Genomic DNA, 20,322 nt, shown 5'->3' with positions numbered 1-20,322 from the left:
CGAGTTATTCACGCCGGGGTGAAACTTAGGCCCGGGTTTCGGCTTTCAGTTCACGGGAGAGTTCATCGTGAAGCGAATCCTGAAACCCGTCACTTACATCCTGGCCGCCATCTACTTCCTGGTGGATGCGGTCTTCATGGCTGTGGCGAGGCCAATCTCGCGCTGGATCGGGCGGCACCTCCAGTTGAAGCGATTGCGCGGCTGGATCAGATCGCTGTCGCCTTATTGCTCGCTCGCCCTGTTTTCCGTGCCCGTCATTATCCTGGAGCCGGTCAAGCCCGTGGCGGCCTATCTCGCGGCGACCGGCCAGGTCGTGAGTGGGGCGGTGACGTTCATCATCGGCGAGCTGCTCAAGCTGGTGCTGGTCGAGCGCCTGTTCCATCTCACCCGTGACAAGCTGATGAGGATTCCAGCCTTCGCCTGGGCCTATGGGAAGGTCACCGAGGTAAGGGCATGGCTGCAGGCGACCGAAGCCTGGCGCGCGGTCCGCGCCTTGGGCCGCGCGGCGAGGGACACTGTTGCGCGGGCCAGAGCCAGGCTGGCCGGCGGATTCGGCAGGCTGGTGACCTCCAGGGATTAGGGCCCGCGCGTCGCTCTCTATGCGAGCGTGCGGGCCGCGGCGGTGGCCTTGTCGCCCGTGTTCGGCGTGCCGGTTGGCTCGATCAGCAGGAGATGAACTTCCTCGCGCGCGACCGGGCGATGCTCAACACCTTTGGGCACGACATAGAGTTCGCCCGGACCGAGCGTCACCGTGCAATCCCGCAATTCGATGTCCAAGCTGCCTTTCACGACGAGAAAGAAATCGTCGGTGTCGTCGTGCTTGTGCCAGGTGAACTCTCCCTTCACCTTCACCACCATCACGTCGCAGTCGTTGAAGGTCGTGATCGTGCGCGGAGACCAGAAATCCCCAAAAGTCGCGAGTTTATCGGCAAGCGATATGCCGTCGGCCATGTGTCACCCTTCTTTGCTTCCTCGTTAGGCACGATTTGGGGGCGACGCGCTTGGGCGACAAGACTTGCGTCTCGACGGCTGTGGTCTCGTCGCAAGGCGTGCAGTCGCCACACAAGCCGTTCGACCGAGAGAGGTCATCTGCGCATCCCGGCAGGCCAATGGCGCACAATGTGAGCCGGGTGGCCGCGAAAACCCTCTACTTCGGCGCAAAATCCCGCTATATGCAGCGAAACGGCCCGAAAACGCTGCATGTAGTGGGTCGAGCTGGCCAGTAAGCTTATTGTCGGCATCACCAAAGCCATGCGTCATAGGCATGGTGATTTGCCCGCACTTGGCGTAAAGAGCGTCCAAATCAAATCACCACGCGTGCGGCTGGACCATTTGCCGCCTACGCAGCTTCAGGTCGCGCGGCTCGACGTTCCGCGCCTGGACCAACCAAGGTTTATCCCGTGTCTTTTCCGACCATGAGTGCGCCGCTCGCCCGAGCTTTGGCCGAGCGCAACTACGACCGTCCGACCCCCGTTCAGCTCGCCGTGCTCACGGACGAGGCCGCAGACCGCGACCTCTTGGTTTCGGCCCAGACCGGCTCCGGCAAGACCCTGGCCTATGGGCTGGCGATGGCCAAGGACCTGCTGGGCGACGCCGAGCGGTTCGAGCGGGCGGGTGCACCGCTTGCCCTGATCGTGGCGCCGACCCGCGAGCTTGCCTTGCAGGTTCATCGCGAGCTGGCGTGGCTGTACGAGCATGCGAGCGGTCGCGTCGTCTCCTGCGTCGGCGGCATGGATCCCAGGCGCGAGCAGCGCGAGCTTGCGGCCGGCGCTCACATCGTCGTCGGCACGCCCGGCCGGCTGTGCGATCATTTGCGGCGCGGCCGTCTCGACATCTCTGAATTGAAGGTGGTCGTGCTCGACGAGGCCGACGAGATGCTCAATCTCGGCTTTCGCGAGGACATGGAGTTCATCCTCAAGACCACGCCCGACACGCGCCGCACCCTGATGTTCTCGGCCACGTTCCCGCGCGGCATCGTCGCGCTGGCCAAGCAGTATCAGCAGCGGGCGTTCCGGATCGAGGTCGCTGGCGACGAAGGCGGTCACGCCGATATCGAGTACCGCGCGATCCGGATCGCGCCCGGCGATGCCGAGCACGCGGTCGTCAACGTGTTGCGCTTCTACGAGGCGCCGAGCGCGCTGGTGTTCTGCAGCACGCGCGATGGCGTCCGGCATTTGCAGGCGGCGCTGCTGGAGCGCGGCTTCTCCGTGGTCGCTCTGTCCGGTGAATTGACGCAGAACGAGCGGACCACGGCGCTGCAGTCGCTGCGGGACGGACGTTCGCGCGTCTGCGTGGCGACCGACGTCGCCGCCCGTGGCATCGATCTGCCGAGCCTCGATCTCGTCATTCATGCGGACCTGCCCAACGATGCCGAGGTCATGCAGCATCGCTCCGGCCGCACCGGCCGCGCGGGCCGCAAGGGGACGAGTATCCTGCTGGTGCCGCCCGTGCGGCGGCGGCGTGCGGAAATGCTGCTCAACGTCTCGGGCATCGACGCGGTCTGGGGGACGGCGCCGCAGCCGGATGAGATCCGCAAACTCGATCACGAGCGCATGAAGGACGTGCTGTTCACGGAAGAGACCACCGCCGACGATCTGGCGCTGGCGCAGGCCCTATTGGCCGAGCGGTCCGCTGAGGATATTGCCGCTTCACTCGCACGGCTTTATCGCGCGCGGCTGCCGTCGCCCGAAGACATTATGGATCCCGGCGAGCGGAGCAGCCGGCCGCGCGAGGATCGCGGCCGCAATGATACGCGCGCACCGCGCGACGATGTCCGCGCTTCGCGTGGCGACGATCGGCCCGAAAGGGCTCGACCCAAAGCGGGAAAATCGTCGTCGAAGCATGGCATGGCGGATGGCAGCGTCTGGTTCCGGGCCAACATCGGACGAAAAAAGAATGCGGAAGCGCGCTGGCTGTTGCCGATGATCTGCCGTCGTGGCGGCATCGACAAGAACGATATCGGCGCAATCAAGATCATGGACACCACGACCGAGTTCGAAATTTCCGAGCGGGTCGCGGAATCCTTCGCCGTGAAGATCAAGCGTCCGGACAAGGAAGACAATATCCGCCTCGAGCCGATGGCGGATGCGCCGCAGCGGCAAACGGCTTCGGAAGAGCGGTCCCACGCGCCGCGGCGCGACAGCGGCGACAGCGATCATCGCGACCGCGCGCGCGAGCCGAGCGGGTTCAAGCCGCAAGGCAAACCTCAAGGCAAGCCACATGGCAAGCCGCACGAAAAGCCGTACGGCGAGCGCACACCGAAATTCGACGATGCTCCTTCCTTCGCAAAGAAGAAAAAGCACAAGAACAAGCCGGGCCACGCCGAGCCCTCGGTCACGTCGTGGTCTGAGAAGGGCGCCGCCGGAAAGAAGCCGAAGACGAAAAAGAAGCATCGCACCTGACGGCCGCCTTCCGGCGTCGACGGGGAGGGGCGTTACGTCGCAGCGAGGTCGCGCAGCATGTAGGTTGCGCTGTCGCCGTAGGTCGCAAGCTTTGCCCGCAGCTCCGCATCAGCCGTGACGGGCCGAAAGCCGAGACGCTCCCACAGCGGCCGCGTGGCGTAGACCGACACCAATGCGAGCGTCGCGATTCCTAATGCGCGCGCGAGCTGTTCGATCGCGATGACATAGTCGCGCGCGACGCCGCCGCGAAAGTCCGGCAGCACCGCGACGTCGTGCAAATAGAGGCAGTCCGCATCGCCGGGCAATTGCTCGAGCAAGCCGTCGAGCGGCGGAATCCGGTGCTGCATCCAGGGATGCGCGAGACCGTAGCCGACGATCCCGTCGTCCGTGGCAAGCACGCGGCAGCCATCGGGATAGAGCCGCATCTTTTCCGCGAACACTTCGGGGCGTTCAGGCAGATCCGGATGGATCCGCGCTGCGATCGTGCTGATCGCCGGCAGGTCGGAGGCGTGCGCGGGACGCCAATGCGGCTTGCTCATGTCGACCCGTCGCTCCGTCTCGATCATCCCAGTTTATTCCGATGTGACGATGCGTGCAGCGAAAAATATCCTTGCCGCCATCTCAGGAATACGGCGGCTCGCGCGGCGTCCTACCCATGCAAGCCCATTGCATGACAGGAGAGACCATGACGACATCCTCGATCCGCCTCGCGCTCACGCTCGCAATATCGCTGGCGATGATTCCCGCCGCTTTCGCGGCACCGCCGACCAAGACCGGCAAGACCGACAAAGGCAACGTGCTCACCGACGCAAAGGGCATGTCGCTCTACACTTTCGACAAGGATGCGGACGGCAAGTCGGCCTGCAATGGTCCGTGCGCGACCAACTGGCCGGTGCTGAAGGCCGAGGCGAGCGATGCCGCCGCCGACGGCTACACCGTCATCACGCGCGACGACGGCTCGAAGCAGTGGGCCTACAAGGGCAAGCCGCTCTACACCTTCGCCAAGGACACCAAGCCCGGCGACGTCACTGGCGACGGCTTTCTGAACGGCGCCTGGCATCTGGCGATGCCGTGAGCAGGGTGCACTGCTAGCGCAGTCCCTCATACACCATCAGCCCGCGTGCGATCTGCAGCTTGCGGATCGCGCGCGGCAGCAGTTTTTCCGGCTGGTGCAGATAGCGCCAGGAGGTGAGGGCGAACGGGCCCAGCGCGCCGCATTCGTCGTCGAACGGCGCGAGCACGCCTGTCACGCTCACTGGTGTATGCGGGCGGGCGTTGAACGGCAGCAGCAGCAGCTCGAGATGCGCCTTGCTGCCGTCCTCGCGTGTGGCGGTGACGCCGGCGATTGCGCCGAGGCTCTCGTCGGCGACGATGGTCGTGATCTCCTCGATCTCGCGGCGGCTGGCTTCGTCGAACAGCGCCGCAAAGCTCGAATCCTTGAGGTCGCACCCGGCGAGCGCGCAGACGCGCGTGCCCGCGACGCGGAACGGGAAGCCGAGATTGGGCTCGCAGGACAGCACGAAGATGTCACCGAGCAGGCCGCGCACGGCGGCCGGATCGATATCGGCCCGGTCTGGCGCCCGCGCAGTGCCGCGCTTCTCGTTCCAATATGCGAAGAACTCGCGGCTCGACGGATGTTTCATGACTGAACGCTTACCCCGGGGCGCAACCTTGCGGGACAAACCTGTCCCGCTTCAGTGCAGCCGCGATCCCTGTGTTGTTGTGCAGGAGGGGCTTTGCAGCGTCCATGCCGCAGCGGCGTTTTCGGCGTCCCTGGCGCTGCCTTTGCGTCGTTAACGTTAAATTAACTATGCCCTTTCCGTGCGCCGCCCCGCTGCTATGGTGATCGCGGTCGCAAGCTTCGCCGCTTTTCTCCAGGTTCTCGGCGAGGCCTGTACACAGGCGTCAAACAGTTTGGTCACCGGCCGCGGGGAGGGGTGGGGATACTCCCGTCTCTCTGGGTACCGGAAGTCCGACACGGATAGGCAGGGCTTTCCCAGGGCCCTGCCTTTTCCTTTTGTGCACTTGCGCAGGGCGGGCAAAGGCGACTATCTCCAAGGCCTGTCGTTACGCCTGTCGCTCCGATCGCGCCTGAAAGCGAAGCCGCCTTGGATTCCCCGCCAAATTCTCCGCCGCAAGATCCTCCGTCGCAAGATGCTTCGCTGGAGGTGCCGGCCGTCGTTGAGGAGGCTCCGCGCGAGCCGATCCTGACGCTGCCGTTCGCGCTGACGGCCTATATCCTCTTGCTCGCGGTGATCCATCTGCGGGTGCTGCTGCCGCCGGAGCTCGAGAACTGGACCATCGACGTCTTCGGCTTCATCCCCAAGCGCTACGATTCCTCGCTGCTCAATCTGGAGATTCCCGGTGGAGCCGGCGCCAAGGTCTGGACCTTCGTCACTTATTCGCTGCTGCACGCCAATCTCACCCATCTCGGCTTCAACGTGCTGTGGCTGTTGCCGTTCGGCAGCGCGCTGGCGCGGCGCTTTGGCGCCATCAGGTTCTTCCTGTTCCTGGCGGTGACGGCGGCGGCCGGCGCGCTCGCCCATCTCGTCACCCATGAGCACGCGGTGGCGCCGATGATCGGCGCCTCGGCCTCGGTGTCCGGCGCGATGGCGGCGGCGATCCGCTTCGCCTTCGTTCGCGGCAGCTTCCTGTCTTTCAGCCGATCGGATGCCGATACCGCCGCAAGAGTTCCGGCGCTGCCGCTGTCGCGCGCGTTACGCGACGGGCGAGTGCTCGGTTTCCTCGCGGTTTGGTTTGGCGTCAACATCGTCTTCGGCGTCGGCGCGATCGGCGTCGACAGCGAGACCACGAGCGTTGCCTGGCAGGCGCATATCGGCGGCTTCCTTGCCGGCCTCTTGCTGTTCACGCTGTTCGATCCCGTGCCGCGCGCGCGAAGCGATGCTGCGGATGCGTCATCACAGGACATTTCAGACCGTATTTGAAGCGGCGCTTGCGGCGCCGCCCGAATTCATCCATCATTCCCTAGAAGAATGTTCCGAAGCGACAGGCCGCTAGCGGCGATGCTTCGCAAAGCGCCTGAGCGTGAAACCGGCGCTGAAACTGTTAGTTGAAGACTCGAAGAACAAGTCCGGACCGCGAACAGCGGACGGTTTCGATTCAGGGAGGCGACAATGACGGTACGTTCGATTCTCAACACCAAGGGCCACCAGATCATGAGCGTCGAGCCGGACGCCAAGCTGGCGGTCGCGGTCAAATTGCTCGGTGAGAAGAAGATCGGCGCGGTGCTGGTGATGAACCAGAGCCGGCTGGAAGGCATCCTGTCGGAGCGCGACATCGTGCGGGTGATCGGCGAACGCGGCGCCGGCGCACTGGAGGAGCCGGTCTCGCAGGTCATGACCCGCAAGGTCGTCACCTGCAAGGAGACCGACACGGTCGCCGAGCTCATGGAGATGATGACCACCGGCAAGTTCCGCCATCTGCCCGTCGTCGACAACGGCAAGGTGGTCGGCCTGATCTCGATCGGCGACATCGTCAAGCGTCGGGTGCAGGAATACGAGTCCGAGCAGGAAGCTCTGCGCGATTACATCAAGACCGCCTGATCAGGCCTGCTGGTCGGCTTTGGGCGCGGCGCCCTCCGGCGCGGGCGCCAGTTCGTGGATTGCCTCCTGGATAGACTCCAGCGCACGCTCGGCCGCGCGCGTGCCCAGGGCGATGAGGTCCTCGGAGCGGTGGAAATCGAACCAGCCGAATTGACCGATCCGCGGCGTGATCAGCATATCGGGCGGATCGCCGGCGAGGCGGGCACGGGTGATGCGGTCCTGCATGATGTTGAAGGCGTCGACCATCACCGAAGAGAGGCCGGGCCGGGCGCTGCCGCCGCCGAAGAACTCGCGCTTCACCGTCTTCTCAGGCGAGAAGAATCTCGGGAAGCGCCGCTTTGACGTCTGCTCTTCCGCCGCGGGGATCACCGGCTCGGGTATCGCGCCGTGCGAATAGACCGTCGTCGAATAGGTGAAGATGTCGCTGGAAAGATTTGCGGCGATGACGATTTCTGCGCCGAGCGCGCGTGCGGCCGAGACCGGCACCGGGTTCACCAATGCGCCGTCGACCAGCCAGCGATCGCCGATCAGGACCGGAGAAAAGATGCCGGGCAGCGCATAGGAGGCGCGCATCGCGTCGACCACGCGGCCGCGCGTCAGCCAGATCTCGTGGCCGGTGCGGACCTCGGTCGCGACGGCGGCGAACTTGACCGGGAGATCCTCGATCTGGCTCTGGCCGCAGGCAGCCTCGAGCCGCGTCGCCAGCTTCTCGCCGCCGATCAGGCCGGAGCCGTTGAGGCGGATGTCGAGATAGCCGAGGATGTTGCGCATCCCTTGCAGGCTGCGGCCCCATTCTTCCAGCGTATCGAGCCGGCCGGCCGCATAGAGGCCGCCGACCACGGCGCCAATCGAGGTGCCGACCACGACGTCAGGCACTATTCCGTTGGCGAGCAGGGTCCGGATAATGCCGATATGAGCGAAGCCGCGCGCCGCGCCGCCGCCAAGCGCAAGGCCGATGACCGGCCGGCGGATGCTGCCCAGGCCGACTTTCTCGGCGACCTTATCGCTGTTCGAACCCCGACCCTTCAATATGTCCAGCACCGAAACTCTCCTACGCCGGGACTCGCCATCAGACTAGGCACCGCAGTCGCGCTCCGCCAGAACCGGGCCGAAGCATGGTTTATGCCGGTTTGGGAAGGGCACGGGGCAGGAGTATGGCGAGGCGCGGTTGCCCCTGGGGTAATCACGCAGGCGTCAACCGGGTTCCAAAAGCTGTATCGGGCCGTATTTCTCGGGGTTTCGGAGGCTTGAATTTGCCGCGTTTTCGGTGAAAAGCAGATGGCATGACTCTCGGGGGTGACGGCATCATCGGATGGCGGCGCAGCGCATCGCTGCTGCCGGCGCTGGTCCTTGCTGCCTGCCTCTATGCCCTTGGCCAAAATGCTGCGCAGGCGCAGCTTTTCTCCGATCGTCCACCGCCGGTGCCGCCCGCATCGGTGCCCGATCCCGGCGGCGCGGTCAGTCTGGCGCCGCCCTCCGGCCCGGGTGCCGGACCGCCGAGCCTGCCGCCGACCCTGTTGCAGCCGACCACGCCCAGCATGCCGCCGCCCGCGGTCACGACCGTGCCGTCCGCCGCGCCGCTCAACGCGGCCGTGCCCGGACAGGGCGTGCTGTCGCTGACGGCGAAATACGGCAAGGACACCCCGCCGATTACCAGCGGCCTGGTCTGGCGCGTATTTGCCGATCGTCCCGACGAGAACGGCACCTTCAAGCTGATCCGCGAGGACCGCAATGCCACGCCGAACATCGTGCTACCGCCCGGCAATTACGTCGTGCATGTCGCCTTTGGCCTCGTCAGCGCGGTGCGCACCGTCAGCCTGAAGGCCGAGACCGACCGCGAGTCCTTCGTGCTGCCCGCCGGCGGCTTGCGCATCGAGGGCCGCGTCGGCACCAGCCGCATTCCGCAGAACCAGATCTCGTTCGCGATCTACAAGGGCAGCCAGTTCGAATCCGGCGAGCGCGCCTCCTTGGTGCCGAACGTCGCCGCCGGTGACGTCGTGCTGCTGCCGGAAGGCACCTACTACATCATCTCGAACTACGGCGATGCCAATTCGGTGGTGCGCTCGGACATCCGCGTCCAGGCCAGCAAGCTCACCGACGTCACCATCACCCACCGCGCCGCCGTCATCACGCTCAAGCTGGTCAGCGACAGGGGCGGCGAGGCGCTCGCCAACACCGCCTGGTCGGTGCTGACCCCGGGCGGCGACGTCATCAAGGAATCGATCGGCGCCTTCCCGCGCGTCGTGCTTTCCGAAGGCGAATACCGCGCCATCGCCAAGAACGAGGGCAAGGTCTACGAGCGCGGCTTCAACGTCGTCAACGGCGTCGACGGCGAAGTGGAAGTCGTCGCGCGGTAGTGCTTGAGCGGTGATACCGCATGCGGCCTGACGCTGGTCTTCGTGTCTGGCGAACACGTCTCATTCAGCGCACGGATCTCCCATATCTTATTACCGCCAGTCTCGTCACGTGTGCGAAAGCGGATGCTCTCCGCTGCTCCGTTTGGTGTTGCGATTCGAATAGCTTTGTCAGCGCTACCAAGCAGGACCGACAAACACCGGCATCGCCGGCTTATTCCAGCGGCGCCGCGACTTCCTCACAGCCAGTGCAAGATACCTATTTCCGATAATCAATTTTATTCGCTTTCCATCCTGCTGCGTTATATGTCGGGCATCCCTCCAACGGAGGAGGCCGGAGCGGGCTCGTGCGTCTGCGAGACCGGCAAGGAGCAGGGGACCAAGCTCGTCGGCATGTTCGAAGTGATCCTCACCAGGCGTAAGCGGTTCGGCTGGCGGTGGCAGGTGTGCGACCAATCCGGCAAGAAATTCGCCGATGGCTTCGAGCGCACCCGGCCGTCCGCGAAATATCATGGCGAGCGCGCATTGTTCTTTCTGTTGTCGCAGGCCCATCTGCGCAATCGCTTGGCGACGTCCAGCGAGGACTAGTCGCGACTGCGCGTGCGGGTCTCCGCAGCCCGGCTTACGCTTCGCTTCATCCGGCGACGAGACTTCTCTGCGACCGCCGTCAGATGTCCACAACGAGCTTGCCCTGCGTCGCGTGATCGCGGATCAGCGCATAGGCGTCATCGACGTTCTCCAGTGTGAAGTGCCGGGCATCGAGCATCGGCAAGAGCTTGCCGGCCTCAACCAGGCGCGTGGCCTCCGCCATGATCTCTCCGTGATGCGCGCGGCCTTCCCCTGAGAGCAGCGGCAGCAGCGTGAACACGCCGGAATAGGTGGCTGCGCGGAACGAGAGCGGCGCAAGCGCGTGCGAACCCCATCCGAGCGCGCTCACGACATGGCCGAAGCGGCGCACGGCTTCGAAGGAAGCGTCGAGTACCTGGCCGCCCACGGTGTCGTAGACGACGTCAAAGCCGCGGCCGCCCGTATGCTCTGCAACATAAGTCGCGATGGCGGTATCGCGATCGATGAAGGTCGCGCCAAAGCCTTCGATGGTGGCGCGCTGCGATGCCGAGCCGGTCGCGAACATTTCTGCTCCGAACGCGCGCGCGATCTGGATCGCCATGTGCCCAACGCCGCCTGCGCCGCCATGGATCAACACCTTTTGTCCGGCCTTCAGCGCCGCGCGGTCGATCAGTCCTTCCCAGGCCGTGATGAAGATGAGGGGCAGGGCGGCTGCCTCCCGCATGCTGAGATTGGCAGGCTTCAACGCCAGCAGGTCGGCGTCGACAGCGGCGAATTCGGCGAGCGATCCCTGCACACCGCCGACGCCTCCCGTCATGCCATAGACCTCGTCGCCCCGCTTGAACCGCGAGACGTCACGCCCGGTCTGTTCGATCACACCGGCGAGATCCAGCCCGAGGATTGCAGGCAGCGGATGGCGCGCATGCGCCGCCGCGCCCGCATGGATCTTGGTGTCGAGCGGATTGACCCCGCTCGCGCGGATTTGCACCAGCACCTCGCGCGGACCGATCTCGGGCGTGGGGACGGTTGAGGGGCGCAGCGGCGCGTTGTGGGTCTCCAGGACGGCCGCGCGCATCGTCGATTGTCTCGTCATGATCGTCTTGCTCCGTTGTCGGCCTCCAATATGCCCATGATTTTTTGCATGGGAAGGAATGAGAATGTACGATTGTCGTGCGTTTTTGTATGAGGAGGCTTCCGGTGGACTGGAGCGATCTGCGCATCTTCCTGGCGGTTGCGCGCGAAGGCACTCTCGGCGCGGCCGCACGGAAGATCGGCCAGACCCAGCCGACGATGGGACGGAGACTTCGCGCGCTCGAAAAGTCGCTCGGACAAACGCTGTTCCAGCGCACGGCGGATGGCTTCGTGCTGACCGACGAGGGCACAGCTGTGCTGCGCCATGCCGAGCGGATTGAAGAGGAGGCGCTCGCCTTGGAGCGGCGTGCATCCGGCGCGGAGACGCAGCTCGATGGCTTGCTGCGTCTGTCGTCGTCGGACTGGTTCGGGACGGTGATACTCTCGCCGTTGATTGCCGCGTTCGGCGAGCGCCATCCCAAGGTGACCGTCGAGCTTCTGACCGATGCGCGCCTCTACAGTCTGCCGCGCCGCGAGGCTGATCTCGTCTTCCGCATCAAACCGTTCGACGAGCCTGAAGTGATCTCCCGAAAGCTGCTCCACATTCCCTACGCTCTCTACGGCAAGAAAGGCAGCAAGCCGCCACGCGCCGGCGACGGAAGCGGTATCCGTGTTGTGACCATGAACGCCGAATTCGCCGACATGCCCGATGCCCTCTGGTTGAAGCGCACGCTGCCGAATATGCAAATCGCCTCGCGCAGCAATAATAGGCAGGCGCAGGCGGAGCTTTGCGCGAGCGGCGGCGGGCTGGCAGTGCTGCCGCGTCCCCTCGGCGACCGCGACCGCCGGCTGGTCGCGCTCGACATCGGCGCGACGCCACCCGGCCGCGACACCTATGTTGGCTACCACCGCGATCTCAGGCGCCTCGCTCGCCTGCGCGCGCTGCTCGATCTCGTGATCGATCGATTGGCAGGGTGATGGCTCTTGACACGCTGCCGTGGCCAGGGTGTGCGCAGCGATACCCGGGACAGGTGCGGCGCGAGCCGGATGGGCTCATCCGGGTTACAAGACCTTGCGGTGCCCGTCAGGCAAAACACCCAAGCTGTCGGTCAATTCCTGCCCTCAAAAATATTCCGCTTTACCGAAATTCGGAAACGGCGTATGTCTCGCCGTAACCCGGCCCAAGGAAGAGGGGCGCATCGCGATCGTCACGAACGCGGGCCGGACGGCGGCGGACGTGGGTGACATCGGCGCGCACGGCTTCGCAGGGCGGGCAACCGTGAGTGAAGGCCTCGCGCACACGACGGGTGTGATCCGCGTACGGCAAAATCGTGTGGTCCTGGCGCCCGGGGTCTGTGCGCCAAGCCTTGCGGTGATGTGGGTTGCCCAACCGGGCGCACGCGTCAGCCATCCGCAAGGCGACGGGGGCAATAGTGCATCGCTCCCCGGGGAGAGCGCGACATAAGCTGTAAAGCCACTGCGCAGGGAAGGTTGAAGGGAAAAAATCACAGTAAAATCAACACAGTATGGATGTTGTGTTTACATTTGTGTCGCGATCCAACGATGGTCCGGTTGGAAAAAATATGATGCCTATCAAGGCCTGTGCATGGCGGTGAAGGCTGGCGGCTCGCGCAATGTCGCGGTACGAACCGCGAATGACGGATCCCATCACCAAGATCATCCCAAGGTGCGGGCGTATGCACTCGATGCGAGTCGCTAAAGGCCTGTTTGCCACGATAGAATGATTAGAACTTTGGTGAGGCAGGCACGCGGTTTGCCGGACTGCACTTGCCGTTGCTATCGTTCCACACGAATCGCAGCGTCGCGATAAACTGATCGTCAAGCCGACCTATTAGTGGGAGGTTGTCCCGACATTGCCCGTTTTGGCACGCAACGTTGGGTGCGCCGAAAAGAGTGAACCCAAATTGGTCCAGCCGGTACTCTTCCGAGATGCGATTGAAATCGACGCGTGTGATATTGCCGCGACCATCCTCGATCTCGTACACGCAAGGCGCATCGTCCGGGTTGGGACGGGTAACTGTCGCGATAGGTTCGCTACCGGACAGCGTCGCTTTGTTGGGACCGTAAACGTATAACTCCCCATTCCTAACCATCGCCGTCATTTTCAGGACCAAGGTGGCATTCGCGATGGCGCGGTTCTGCTGGTCCAATTTAATGTCCGCTGACTCAGCGTCTCCGCCCAAGATGTAGGTCCAGACAAAGTTGCCGTTGCTCAGCGGGATTCGGTAGAATTCTGCGCCTTCGTACCGCCTGACCTCCGCAACTTGATAGGGCCTACCCGAGACGAGCTTGTAGCAACTTTGCGCTTCTCCTTCCATGTTTACCGCTCCCTGCCGGACCTTGTTGGCAATCTCAGGCGTAGGGCAGCCAGTTTTGAAAGGATTGCGAAATGTGATCGTCTGGCCCACATTGAAGGGGCTGTCCGCCTTGGCAGTCGTCGTCATCATCGGCGCTAGAGCCGCGGCAGTCGTCATCGATGCTGCGACGGCGAAGGAGAGTTGAAAATATTTCATGAATTCTCCTTTTGCTAATTCCCGATGTTGGGCACCTTTGATGCAGCCGCTGACGATCCGTCGCCGAGATTGATTTCCGGCATATCGACGCCGCAATCGGCGCGACCTTAGCGATGGCGGAATGGTGTCAGCCAACTATTCCTTGTCGCAGTTGGGGAAGTCGGCGCGCCGAACCGCCGCGCGTTCGAATATTCACGGTTCTTTGCAGAATCGGCGCTTTGACATGGATCAACGCCCACACGATTTGAAGTCCAGCGGCTTTTTCGCCCGGTTTGAAAACGTCGGACGTGCTGGAAAATTAGCGGCTTTTTCGATTTGTTTCTGAAAGAACAAGAGCCTCGCCGAACCCGCCCCCCACAGGCCTTTGCGCTGGCGCGGCTTGGCCCGTGTCCTGTAGCCCTGCTCTGGCGCTGTGGGACCTTCCTGCGACCTTGGGGCTGATGCCTGCCGGACGCCTGTGCCGCTGTCGGTGTAAGTTCTCTGCCGTCCCTTGAGGTAGATCAAACGCGGGAACCGGCTGTCGCAAAAGGTCTGCCCGGGCGGTATAGCATGAAGCGATTGTGCGAGATCGGGGCGGAGAGCGGTGCTGCGATTGCAGCGATCCTTTGGTTCATCTCCGCGCGGATGAGGCTGAGCAAGGGAAGCAAGATCAAGCGTGGGCTCGCGAGCGGCATTGACGAGCCAAGGCAGGTCTTGCTCTTGGTTTATCAGCAAAGCCGATGGAGCGCGTGGGCCGCGATTGCCGCCGGTTCGGCTGCGCTGTTCGCGCTGGCCGATGGATTTTTCTGATGTCGAGACGTTGGCTACCTACGAACGCGCTGCCGATGCTTTCTTGAGCGGCTCAATCAGTTCCTCCACTGAGAATGGTTTCTTTAAAAACGCGATGCATCCAGAATTCAGGGCAGCCTCTCGAACGGATGGGGTGTCATTTCCAGTCATGTAGATCACCGGCACTGAAACACCTGCGGCTCTAAGATCATGTCTCAGTTCGATTCCTGACCCGTCGTTCAGGTGGATGTCGAGAATAACGCAAGCCACTTTCTTGAATTCGGTATGGCTTTTGAAAGCCTGCGCGGACGAGAACAGGATGGGTTCGTAGTCGTGCTGCTGAAGCAGTCTTTTTATTGCCCTCAGCATCGCGAGGTCATCATCGACAACTAAAACGTGGTTGCGATCTTTCGACATCTCTGACCCGTCACCGACACTCCAAACTGGCAACTTGGTCGATAGACGTTAGTTGCAATTCCGGACGGTGGAACCCCATCTCCAGCCGCTCGCGCGGAAGAGACGTGCGTTGGCAACGCTAACAATATGAGAATGGCTTAGGTCGTCTGTTCGGAAGCAAGAGCGCCGATCCGCTCGGCGATGGATACAAGTTCAGCCAGAGACTGAATTTGCATCTTCTCCATCACCATATGGCGATGGGCTTTGATGGTGCGCTCGGTGCAACCTAACGAACGGGCGGCGTGCTTGTTCGTGTCACCGCGAACGACACAGTCGAAAACCTGACGCTCGCGCGGCGTTAACGCCGCCAGATGAGCGCGATCCAAATCCAGCTTGATCTTCAGCCCACGCGACACTTCGTGTTGCGTGATCGCACGTTCAACTGCCTCAACAAGCGTGTCCGACGTGACGGGCTTGATCAGAAAGTCCTCCGCACCGGCCTTGATGGCCAGCACCGTGGTCCGAGTGTCGGGATTGCCGGTGAGGAAGATGATGGGCACCGTCGAGCCGAGTTCACTGAGCCGCGACTGGAGTTCCGGGCCGCTTAGTCCGGGCATCCGCACATCGAGAAGAATGCAGCTTGATCGACCTTCGCCCGGCAAGCGATCCAGCAGGTGCTCTGCCGAAGCATAGGTCGCGACCTCGTAACCGGCCAGCTTCAACCGACGTTCCATCGCCGTGCGGAAGGAGGCATCGTCGTCAACGATATGAACGCACCCCGGCACCCATTCCCCGCTTTCCTTGCAAAAAGGGTACCGCACAATTCAGGGTCCAGTATGTTCACTTTAGGCGTTCTTGGGTCATGGCTGGTCTGCGGAATGCTGAATGAACCGACCCATTGCAGACTTGAGAGCGCGCTCGCTTATTGCGGCTTTCAAGGCTCGAATGACGGAGCTTGCGCGCCATGTTTGTGTCCCCGGTTTTGTCCCAATGGCGTGTGGGAATGCCAATGCAGGTGTATGGCATTATATGGGGATATTACGAGCAAAATCAACGTCTTACGACTTCCATGGGCATCTCTACAATTCCATATGGATCATTATTTTTCCCCTGCGCAGGGAAGGCCGGATGTTGGGCTTCACCTGTATGCCGCTGTGCAATCTTGTTACGACAATTTCGCACAGTGGACCGCGGGTGCCAGCCGGCACCCGGTCTTCCCTGCGCCCTCTTTCAATTGAGGGTGAGACGACGAAGCAAAGCTCGGGCGAACACGCCGCGAGGATGCGAAGGTGTGTCTGCGATCCGGAATGCGAATGGACGCGCGACCCTGCCACCCAAAGACTCCGTCATTGCGAGCGGAGCGAAGCAATCCAGTCTGCCGCCGCGGAAAGATTCTGGATTGCTGTGCTGCGCTCGCAATGACGAGGATGATGGAAGTGCCCGGCGCCGAGATCGCAAAGCTGCTCACTGATTTCGGCCAGCGCGCTTCACGGGCGGCGTAACTCGGACGGATAACAGTCATAGACCAGCGCCTTGAAGGCGGGCGTGATGCGGCTGCGCTCGTTCTGGGTCTGCTGCATCAGCAGGTAGACCATATCGAGCTTGGGATCGACGCCGAAATAGGTGCCGCTGCCACTGTCCCATTTCAACTCGCCGAGCGAGCCCGGCGGCGGCGGTTTGGCGTTGCCGGGATCGGTCCGCACCGCAAGGCCATAGCCATAGCCGAAACCGTCGCCCGGAAAATAGAAATAGTCGCGTCCGACGCCCGAGCCCGGCCCGACGTGATCGGTCGTCATGGCCTTGAACGCCGCAGGACTGAGATAGCGCTTGCCGTCGAACTCGCCGCCATTGAGCAGCATCTGCGAGAAGCGCTGATAGTCGGTGATGGTCGAGAGCAGGCCGCCGCCGCCGGACTGCCATTCGGGATGGTCGAGGCGCTCGCGCTCGGCGGCGAGCAGGATGTTATCGTTCGGCAGGGGCCGCGCCATCCGCGCGAGCTCGTCCTCGGTCGCCAGCGCGAATTTTGTGCTGCTCATGCCGAGCGGATCGAAGATGCGCTGCTTGAGGAATGCGTACAGCGTCTGGCCCGAGATGATCTCGATGACGCTGCCGAGCACGTCGGTGGAATGACCGTAGCGCCACAGCGTTCCCGGTTGCCGTGCCAGCGGCAGCCTCGCGATTCGTTGGGCGAACTCCCTGTTGTCGAATTGACCTTCGAAGATGTTGGCGGCCTTGTAGGCCTGCTCAACCCATTTGCCGCCGATATAGTCGTAGCTGATGCCCGAAGTGTGCCGCAGCAGATCCTCAATGTTGACGGGACGGACCGGGGCCACGAGATCCACCTTCAGCGTGCCGTCGGGATTGGTGACCTCGAGGCCCACCTTAGTGTCGGCAAAGAGGGGAATGTATTTCGACACGGAGTCGGTGAGCGCAAGCTTGCCCTGGTCGATCAGCATCATCGCGCCGAGGCACGTGACCGGCTTGGTCATCGAGTGGATGGCGAAGATCGTATCGGACGTCATCGCGAGGCCCGTCCTAGTGTCGCGCACGCCAAAAGTCTTCAGATAGACCGGCTTGCCGTGCTGCTGGACCAGCACCACTACGCCCGGCAGCCGGCCGCTCGTCACCTCGTTGTCAAAATACGCGGTGATACGGTCGAGCCCGTCGGACGACGGCGCGGGGATGTCGGCGGCGCGGCTTCGCGCCATCGTGCCGGCCAGCAGCGCGGCTCCGACCAGAAATTCACGACGCTTCATCCGGGCTTCCTCCCTTGCCGGGATCAAAGCCGCAAGACGTCGAAGGCGTCAACACGCCTTCGGTTAAAACCGCGTCACGATTTCAGAAAGGACCGGTCGCGGACGATCCTCGCTCGGCCTGGTCGGCTTGCCGATATGGACGAAGCCGGCAAGTTTCTCGTCCGGCTTGAGGCCGAGGCCGTCCAGCACGTCGCGATCGAACGAGAACCAGCCGGTCAGCCAGCAGGCGCCGTAGCCGAGCGCGGTCGCGGCCGTGACAATGTTCATGACGCTGGCGCCGGCCGACAATTCCTGCTCGAAGGCCGGCACTTTCGGATGCGGCTTGGTGAAGCTGACGATGCCGATCACCAGCGGCGCATCCGTGAGGCGTTTGCGCTCGGTCTCGACATCGGCCGCTGCCGCGCCGGGATTCTTCCGGGCAAACACCTTCGCGATCACCTCGCCGGCGCGCTCGCGCGCATCGCCCTCGAAGATGATGAAGCGCCAGGGCGCGAGCTTGCCATGGTCGGGCACGCGCGCGCCGATGGTGAGGATGGTCTCGAGCTCGGCCGGGGAGGGGCCGGGCCCGGACATCTCGCGCGGCTTGACCGAGCGGCGGGTCTTCAGGAGTTCGATGGCGTCGGGCACTGCGGTTTCCTCTTCGGCTGGTCGTCGGGCGTGCAATCCCCACATAGGAATGCACGCCCGCAACCGAAAGCGAGTTTAGACCGATTTCAGATGTCAGGCCGCGCCGCGCGCCCGCTTCACATCCGGCGGGGTCGCCTCGTCGACGAGGGCGGCGATGGCCTCCACCGTCGTCGTCACTTGCTGACCGTCGCTGCCGAGCCGGCGGATCGAGACCGACTGCGTCTCGGCCTCTTTCTTGCCGACCACGAGCAGTGCCGGAATCTTGGCCAGCGAATGCTCGCGGACCTTGTAGTTGATCTTTTCGTTGCGCAGGTCGATCTCGGCCCGAAGTCCCGCACGCCGGACCTGCTCCAGCACCTGCTTGGCATACTCGTCGGCTTCCGACGTGATGGTGGTGACCACCACCTGCACCGGAGACAGCCAGAGCGGGAAGTTGCCGGCGTAGTGCTCGATCAGGATGCCGATGAAGCGCTCCATCGAACCGCAGATCGCGCGGTGCACCATGACCGGCGGCTTCTTGCCGCTGTCGTGGTCGATGTAGAACGCACCGAACCGTTCCGGCAGGTTGAAGTCGACCTGCGTGGTGCCGCACTGCCAGTCGCGGCCGATGGCGTCGCGCAGCACATATTCGAACTTCGGCCCGTAGAAGGCGCCTTCGCCCGGATTGATCTCGGTCTTGATGTGATTGTTCTGCGACTGGATCTCACGCAACACCGTCGCCATCACGCGCTCGGCGTGATCCCACATCGCGTCGGTGCCGACGCGTTTTTCCGGCCGGGTCGACAGTTTGACGGTGAGATCGCCGGTGAACCCGAAATCGGCGTAGGTCGACAGGATCAGCTCGTTGATCTTCAGGCACTCGTCGGCGAGCTGATCCTCCATGCAGAAGATGTGCGCGTCGTCCTGGGTGAAGCCGCGCACGCGCATCAATCCATGCATCGCGCCGGACGGCTCGTAGCGGTGCACCACGCCGAACTCGGCGAGCCGCAGCGGCAGGTCGCGGTAGCTCTTCAGGCCATGCTTGAAGATCTGCACGTGGCCCGGGCAGTTCATCGGCTTCAGCGCGAACCAGCGCTTGTCCTCGGCCTCCTCGCCGGCCGACTGCGCCGCGAACATGTTCTCGCGGTACCAGCCCCAATGGCCGGAGGTCTCCCACAGCGACTTGTCGAGGATCTGCGGGGCGTTGACCTCGCTATAGTCGCCGGCCAGGCGCCGGCGCATATAGGCGATCAGCTGCTGGAAGATGGTCCAGCCCTTGGCGTGCCAGAACACGACGCCCGGGCCTTCCTCCTGGAAATGGAAGAGGTCGAGCTCGCGCCCGAGCTTGCGATGGTCGCGCTTCTCCGCTTCCTCGATCTGCTTCAGATAAGCGTCGAGGTCCTCCTGCTTGGCGAACGCCGTACCGTAGATGCGGGTCAGCATCGGGTTGTTGCTGTCGCCGCGCCAATAGGCGCCGGCCACCTTCATCAGCTTGAAGGCGTTGCCGACCTTGCCGGTCGAGGTCATGTGCGGGCCGCGGCAGAGATCGAACCAGTCGCCCTGGTAATAGATCTTGATCGGCTCGTTGCCGGGAATGGCGTCGACCAGCTCGACCTTGAACGCCTCGCCCTTGTCGCGAAACACCTGTTTGGTCTTTTCGCGATCCCAAACCTCCTTCGTAAAGGGTTTGTCGCGCGCGATGAGCTCGCGCATCTTTTTCTCGATCGCGGCAAAGTCTTCCGGCGTGAACGGCTCGTTGCGGAAGAAATCGTAATAGAAGCCGTTCTCGATCACGGGGCCGATGGTGACCTGGGTGCCCGGCCACAGCGTCTGCACGGCTTCGGCAAGCACGTGGGCGCAGTCATGGCGGATCAGCTCGAGCGCGCGCGGATCGTCGCGGTTGATCAGCTCGATCCTGGCATCGGCTTCGATTGCGTCGTCGAGGTCGGAGACCACGCCGTCGAGCGCCATCGCGACCGTGCGCTTGGCCAGCGACGGCGAAATGCCTTTGGCGAGTTCGAGGCCGGTGATGCTCTTGGCGTATTCGCGCCGGGCGCCGTCGGGGAAGGTGAGGGTGATTTTTTCCGGCGGGGTCACGGGTCTCAAATTGCTCAGGCTGTACTGGAAGCCGGATTCGGATTTGGGCTGCTCGGACTTGGACTGGTCCTTGGACAGGTCCTTGGATTGGTCGTTGGGCTGGTCGGTCATGGCGTGTCTCCTGAGGCTCACTCCTGCGAACGAGCGCAGGTAAGCGGGAACGAGCGATATATCAGGCGATTCGGCCTGCGCAATCCGGCATTTCCAAG

At 63.2% G+C, this 20,322-nt stretch carries 20 protein-coding genes; 9 read left to right on the top strand and 11 right to left on the bottom strand.

The genetic code is table 11. From position 1 onward, the window contains the following. The first annotated feature begins 67 nt into the window (after positions 1–67). Positions 68–580 carry a hypothetical protein gene (locus tag IVB45_RS23530; RefSeq protein ID WP_247362206.1) on the top strand — a complete coding sequence of 171 codons (513 nt, stop codon included), beginning with the start codon at positions 68–70 and terminating at the stop codon, positions 578–580. Between the two features lie 17 nt (positions 581–597). Here the strand turns inward: IVB45_RS23530 and IVB45_RS23525 are convergent, their stop codons facing one another. Further along, positions 598–951, bottom strand: coding sequence for a cupin domain-containing protein (locus IVB45_RS23525; protein ID WP_247362204.1), 354 nt, complete (start codon positions 949–951; stop codon positions 598–600). A gap of 464 nt (positions 952–1,415) precedes the next feature. Between IVB45_RS23525 and IVB45_RS23520 the strand changes: the two genes are divergently transcribed. After that, entirely contained in the window at positions 1,416–3,401 is a 1,986-nt protein-coding gene (locus IVB45_RS23520; protein WP_247362791.1) for a DEAD/DEAH box helicase, read from the top strand. Positions 3,402–3,433: 32 nt separating this feature from the next. On the opposite strand, the gene IVB45_RS23515 is transcribed toward IVB45_RS23520, so the two are convergent. Further along, a complete protein-coding gene (locus IVB45_RS23515; protein WP_247362202.1) occupies positions 3,434–3,940 on the bottom strand; it encodes a GNAT family N-acetyltransferase in 507 nt (168 codons plus the stop codon). A 146-nt stretch (positions 3,941–4,086) separates the two neighbouring features. Here IVB45_RS23515 and IVB45_RS23510 point away from each other — a divergent pair, with 146 nt between their 5' ends. Then, the gene (locus tag IVB45_RS23510) at positions 4,087–4,476 is read left to right on the top strand and encodes a hypothetical protein (protein WP_027567806.1); all 390 of its coding nucleotides are present in this window, start codon (positions 4,087–4,089) and stop codon (positions 4,474–4,476) included. A 13-nt stretch (positions 4,477–4,489) separates the two neighbouring features. On the opposite strand, the gene IVB45_RS23505 is transcribed toward IVB45_RS23510, so the two are convergent. Then, positions 4,490–5,044 carry a PAS domain-containing protein gene (locus IVB45_RS23505; RefSeq protein WP_247362200.1) on the bottom strand — a complete coding sequence of 185 codons (555 nt, stop codon included), beginning with the start codon at positions 5,042–5,044 and terminating at the stop codon, positions 4,490–4,492. Between the two features lie 525 nt (positions 5,045–5,569). Here IVB45_RS23505 and IVB45_RS23500 point away from each other — a divergent pair. After that, positions 5,570–6,346, top strand: a complete 777-nt coding sequence (locus IVB45_RS23500; RefSeq protein WP_247362199.1) for a rhomboid family intramembrane serine protease — start codon at positions 5,570–5,572, stop codon at positions 6,344–6,346. Positions 6,347–6,535: 189 nt separating this feature from the next. Continuing rightward, positions 6,536–6,964, top strand: a complete 429-nt coding sequence (locus tag IVB45_RS23495) for a CBS domain-containing protein (RefSeq protein ID WP_007611784.1) — start codon at positions 6,536–6,538, stop codon at positions 6,962–6,964. Here IVB45_RS23495 and IVB45_RS23490 read toward each other — a convergent pair whose 3' ends face one another. Beyond that, positions 6,965–8,005 (bottom strand): patatin-like phospholipase family protein, encoded by a 1,041-nt coding sequence (locus IVB45_RS23490; RefSeq protein WP_027567809.1) that lies wholly within the window; start codon positions 8,003–8,005, stop codon positions 6,965–6,967. It lies immediately after the preceding gene. A gap of 242 nt (positions 8,006–8,247) precedes the next feature. Here IVB45_RS23490 and IVB45_RS23485 point away from each other — a divergent pair, with 242 nt between their 5' ends. Both IVB45_RS23485 and IVB45_RS23480 read left to right on the top strand, forming a co-directional pair. Further along, entirely contained in the window at positions 8,248–9,321 is a 1,074-nt protein-coding gene (locus IVB45_RS23485) for a hypothetical protein (protein WP_247362197.1), read from the top strand. Positions 9,322–9,324: 3 nt separating this feature from the next. Continuing rightward, entirely contained in the window at positions 9,325–9,906 is a 582-nt protein-coding gene (locus IVB45_RS23480; protein WP_247362195.1) for a hypothetical protein, read from the top strand. 79 nt (positions 9,907–9,985) lie between these two features. On the opposite strand, the gene IVB45_RS23475 is transcribed toward IVB45_RS23480, so the two are convergent. Then, complete coding sequence (locus IVB45_RS23475; protein WP_247362193.1) at positions 9,986–10,978, bottom strand: zinc-dependent alcohol dehydrogenase family protein; 993 nt, start codon at positions 10,976–10,978, stop codon at positions 9,986–9,988. A gap of 104 nt (positions 10,979–11,082) precedes the next feature. Here IVB45_RS23475 and IVB45_RS23470 point away from each other — a divergent pair, with 104 nt between their 5' ends. Next, positions 11,083–11,934, top strand: a complete 852-nt coding sequence (locus IVB45_RS23470; protein ID WP_247362191.1) for a LysR family transcriptional regulator — start codon at positions 11,083–11,085, stop codon at positions 11,932–11,934. 767 nt (positions 11,935–12,701) lie between these two features. Here IVB45_RS23470 and IVB45_RS23465 read toward each other — a convergent pair. Next, positions 12,702–13,490 carry a hypothetical protein gene (locus tag IVB45_RS23465; protein WP_247362188.1) on the bottom strand — a complete coding sequence of 263 codons (789 nt, stop codon included), beginning with the start codon at positions 13,488–13,490 and terminating at the stop codon, positions 12,702–12,704. Positions 13,491–14,048: 558 nt separating this feature from the next. Between IVB45_RS23465 and IVB45_RS23460 the strand changes: the two genes are divergently transcribed. Continuing rightward, positions 14,049–14,279, top strand: coding sequence for a hypothetical protein (locus IVB45_RS23460; RefSeq protein WP_247362186.1), 231 nt, complete (start codon positions 14,049–14,051; stop codon positions 14,277–14,279). Between the two features lie 18 nt (positions 14,280–14,297). Here IVB45_RS23460 and IVB45_RS23455 read toward each other — a convergent pair whose 3' ends face one another. From IVB45_RS23455 to thrS, 5 genes are all read right to left on the bottom strand, one after another. Next, positions 14,298–14,675: a response regulator gene (locus IVB45_RS23455; RefSeq protein ID WP_247362184.1), complete on the bottom strand. Its 378-nt coding sequence runs from the start codon at positions 14,673–14,675 to the stop codon at positions 14,298–14,300. 137 nt (positions 14,676–14,812) lie between these two features. After that, positions 14,813–15,439, bottom strand: a complete 627-nt coding sequence (locus IVB45_RS23450) for a response regulator (protein WP_247362788.1) — start codon at positions 15,437–15,439, stop codon at positions 14,813–14,815. Between the two features lie 702 nt (positions 15,440–16,141). Further along, a complete protein-coding gene (locus IVB45_RS23445) occupies positions 16,142–17,410 on the bottom strand; it encodes a serine hydrolase domain-containing protein (RefSeq protein ID WP_247362182.1) in 1,269 nt (422 codons plus the stop codon). A 63-nt stretch (positions 17,411–17,473) separates the two neighbouring features. Continuing rightward, on the bottom strand, positions 17,474–18,037 hold the full coding sequence (locus tag IVB45_RS23440) for a nitroreductase (RefSeq protein WP_027567815.1): 564 nt from the start codon (positions 18,035–18,037) through the stop codon (positions 17,474–17,476). A 93-nt stretch (positions 18,038–18,130) separates the two neighbouring features. Further along, positions 18,131–20,224 carry a threonine--tRNA ligase gene (gene thrS / locus IVB45_RS23435; protein WP_247362181.1) on the bottom strand — a complete coding sequence of 698 codons (2,094 nt, stop codon included), beginning with the start codon at positions 20,222–20,224 and terminating at the stop codon, positions 18,131–18,133. Between the last annotated feature and the right edge of the window lie 98 nt (positions 20,225–20,322).

It is taken from the genome of Bradyrhizobium sp. 4 (genome assembly GCF_023100905.1).
In the GTDB taxonomy this organism is placed as follows: Bacteria; Pseudomonadota; Alphaproteobacteria; order Rhizobiales; family Xanthobacteraceae; genus Bradyrhizobium.
The sequence above is the reverse complement of the archived record's forward strand: the minus strand, read 5'-3'. Positions and strand labels throughout refer to the sequence as shown.

Bases quoted from the DNA above. Each gene is read 5' to 3' on its own strand.
- IVB45_RS23455 (WP_247362184.1), bottom strand. From the start codon at position 14,675: ATGTCGAAAGATCGCAACCACGTTTTAGTTGTCGATGATGACCTCGCG.
- IVB45_RS23510 (WP_027567806.1), top strand. From the start codon at position 4,087: ATGACGACATCCTCGATCCGCCTCGCGCTCACGCTCGCAATATCGCTG.
- IVB45_RS23505 (WP_247362200.1), bottom strand. From the start codon at position 5,044: ATGAAACATCCGTCGAGCCGCGAGTTCTTCGCATATTGGAACGAGAAG.
- thrS (WP_247362181.1), bottom strand. From the start codon at position 20,224: ATGACCGACCAGCCCAACGACCAATCCAAGGACCTGTCCAAGGACCAG.
- IVB45_RS23495 (WP_007611784.1), top strand. From the start codon at position 6,536: ATGACGGTACGTTCGATTCTCAACACCAAGGGCCACCAGATCATGAGC.
- IVB45_RS23515 (WP_247362202.1), bottom strand. From the start codon at position 3,940: ATGAGCAAGCCGCATTGGCGTCCCGCGCACGCCTCCGACCTGCCGGCG.
- IVB45_RS23445 (WP_247362182.1), bottom strand. From the start codon at position 17,410: ATGAAGCGTCGTGAATTTCTGGTCGGAGCCGCGCTGCTGGCCGGCACG.
- IVB45_RS23485 (WP_247362197.1), top strand. From the start codon at position 8,248: ATGACTCTCGGGGGTGACGGCATCATCGGATGGCGGCGCAGCGCATCG.
- IVB45_RS23475 (WP_247362193.1), bottom strand. From the start codon at position 10,978: ATGACGAGACAATCGACGATGCGCGCGGCCGTCCTGGAGACCCACAAC.
- IVB45_RS23525 (WP_247362204.1), bottom strand. From the start codon at position 951: ATGGCCGACGGCATATCGCTTGCCGATAAACTCGCGACTTTTGGGGAT.
- IVB45_RS23465 (WP_247362188.1), bottom strand. From the start codon at position 13,490: ATGAAATATTTTCAACTCTCCTTCGCCGTCGCAGCATCGATGACGACT.
- IVB45_RS23520 (WP_247362791.1), top strand. From the start codon at position 1,416: ATGAGTGCGCCGCTCGCCCGAGCTTTGGCCGAGCGCAACTACGACCGT.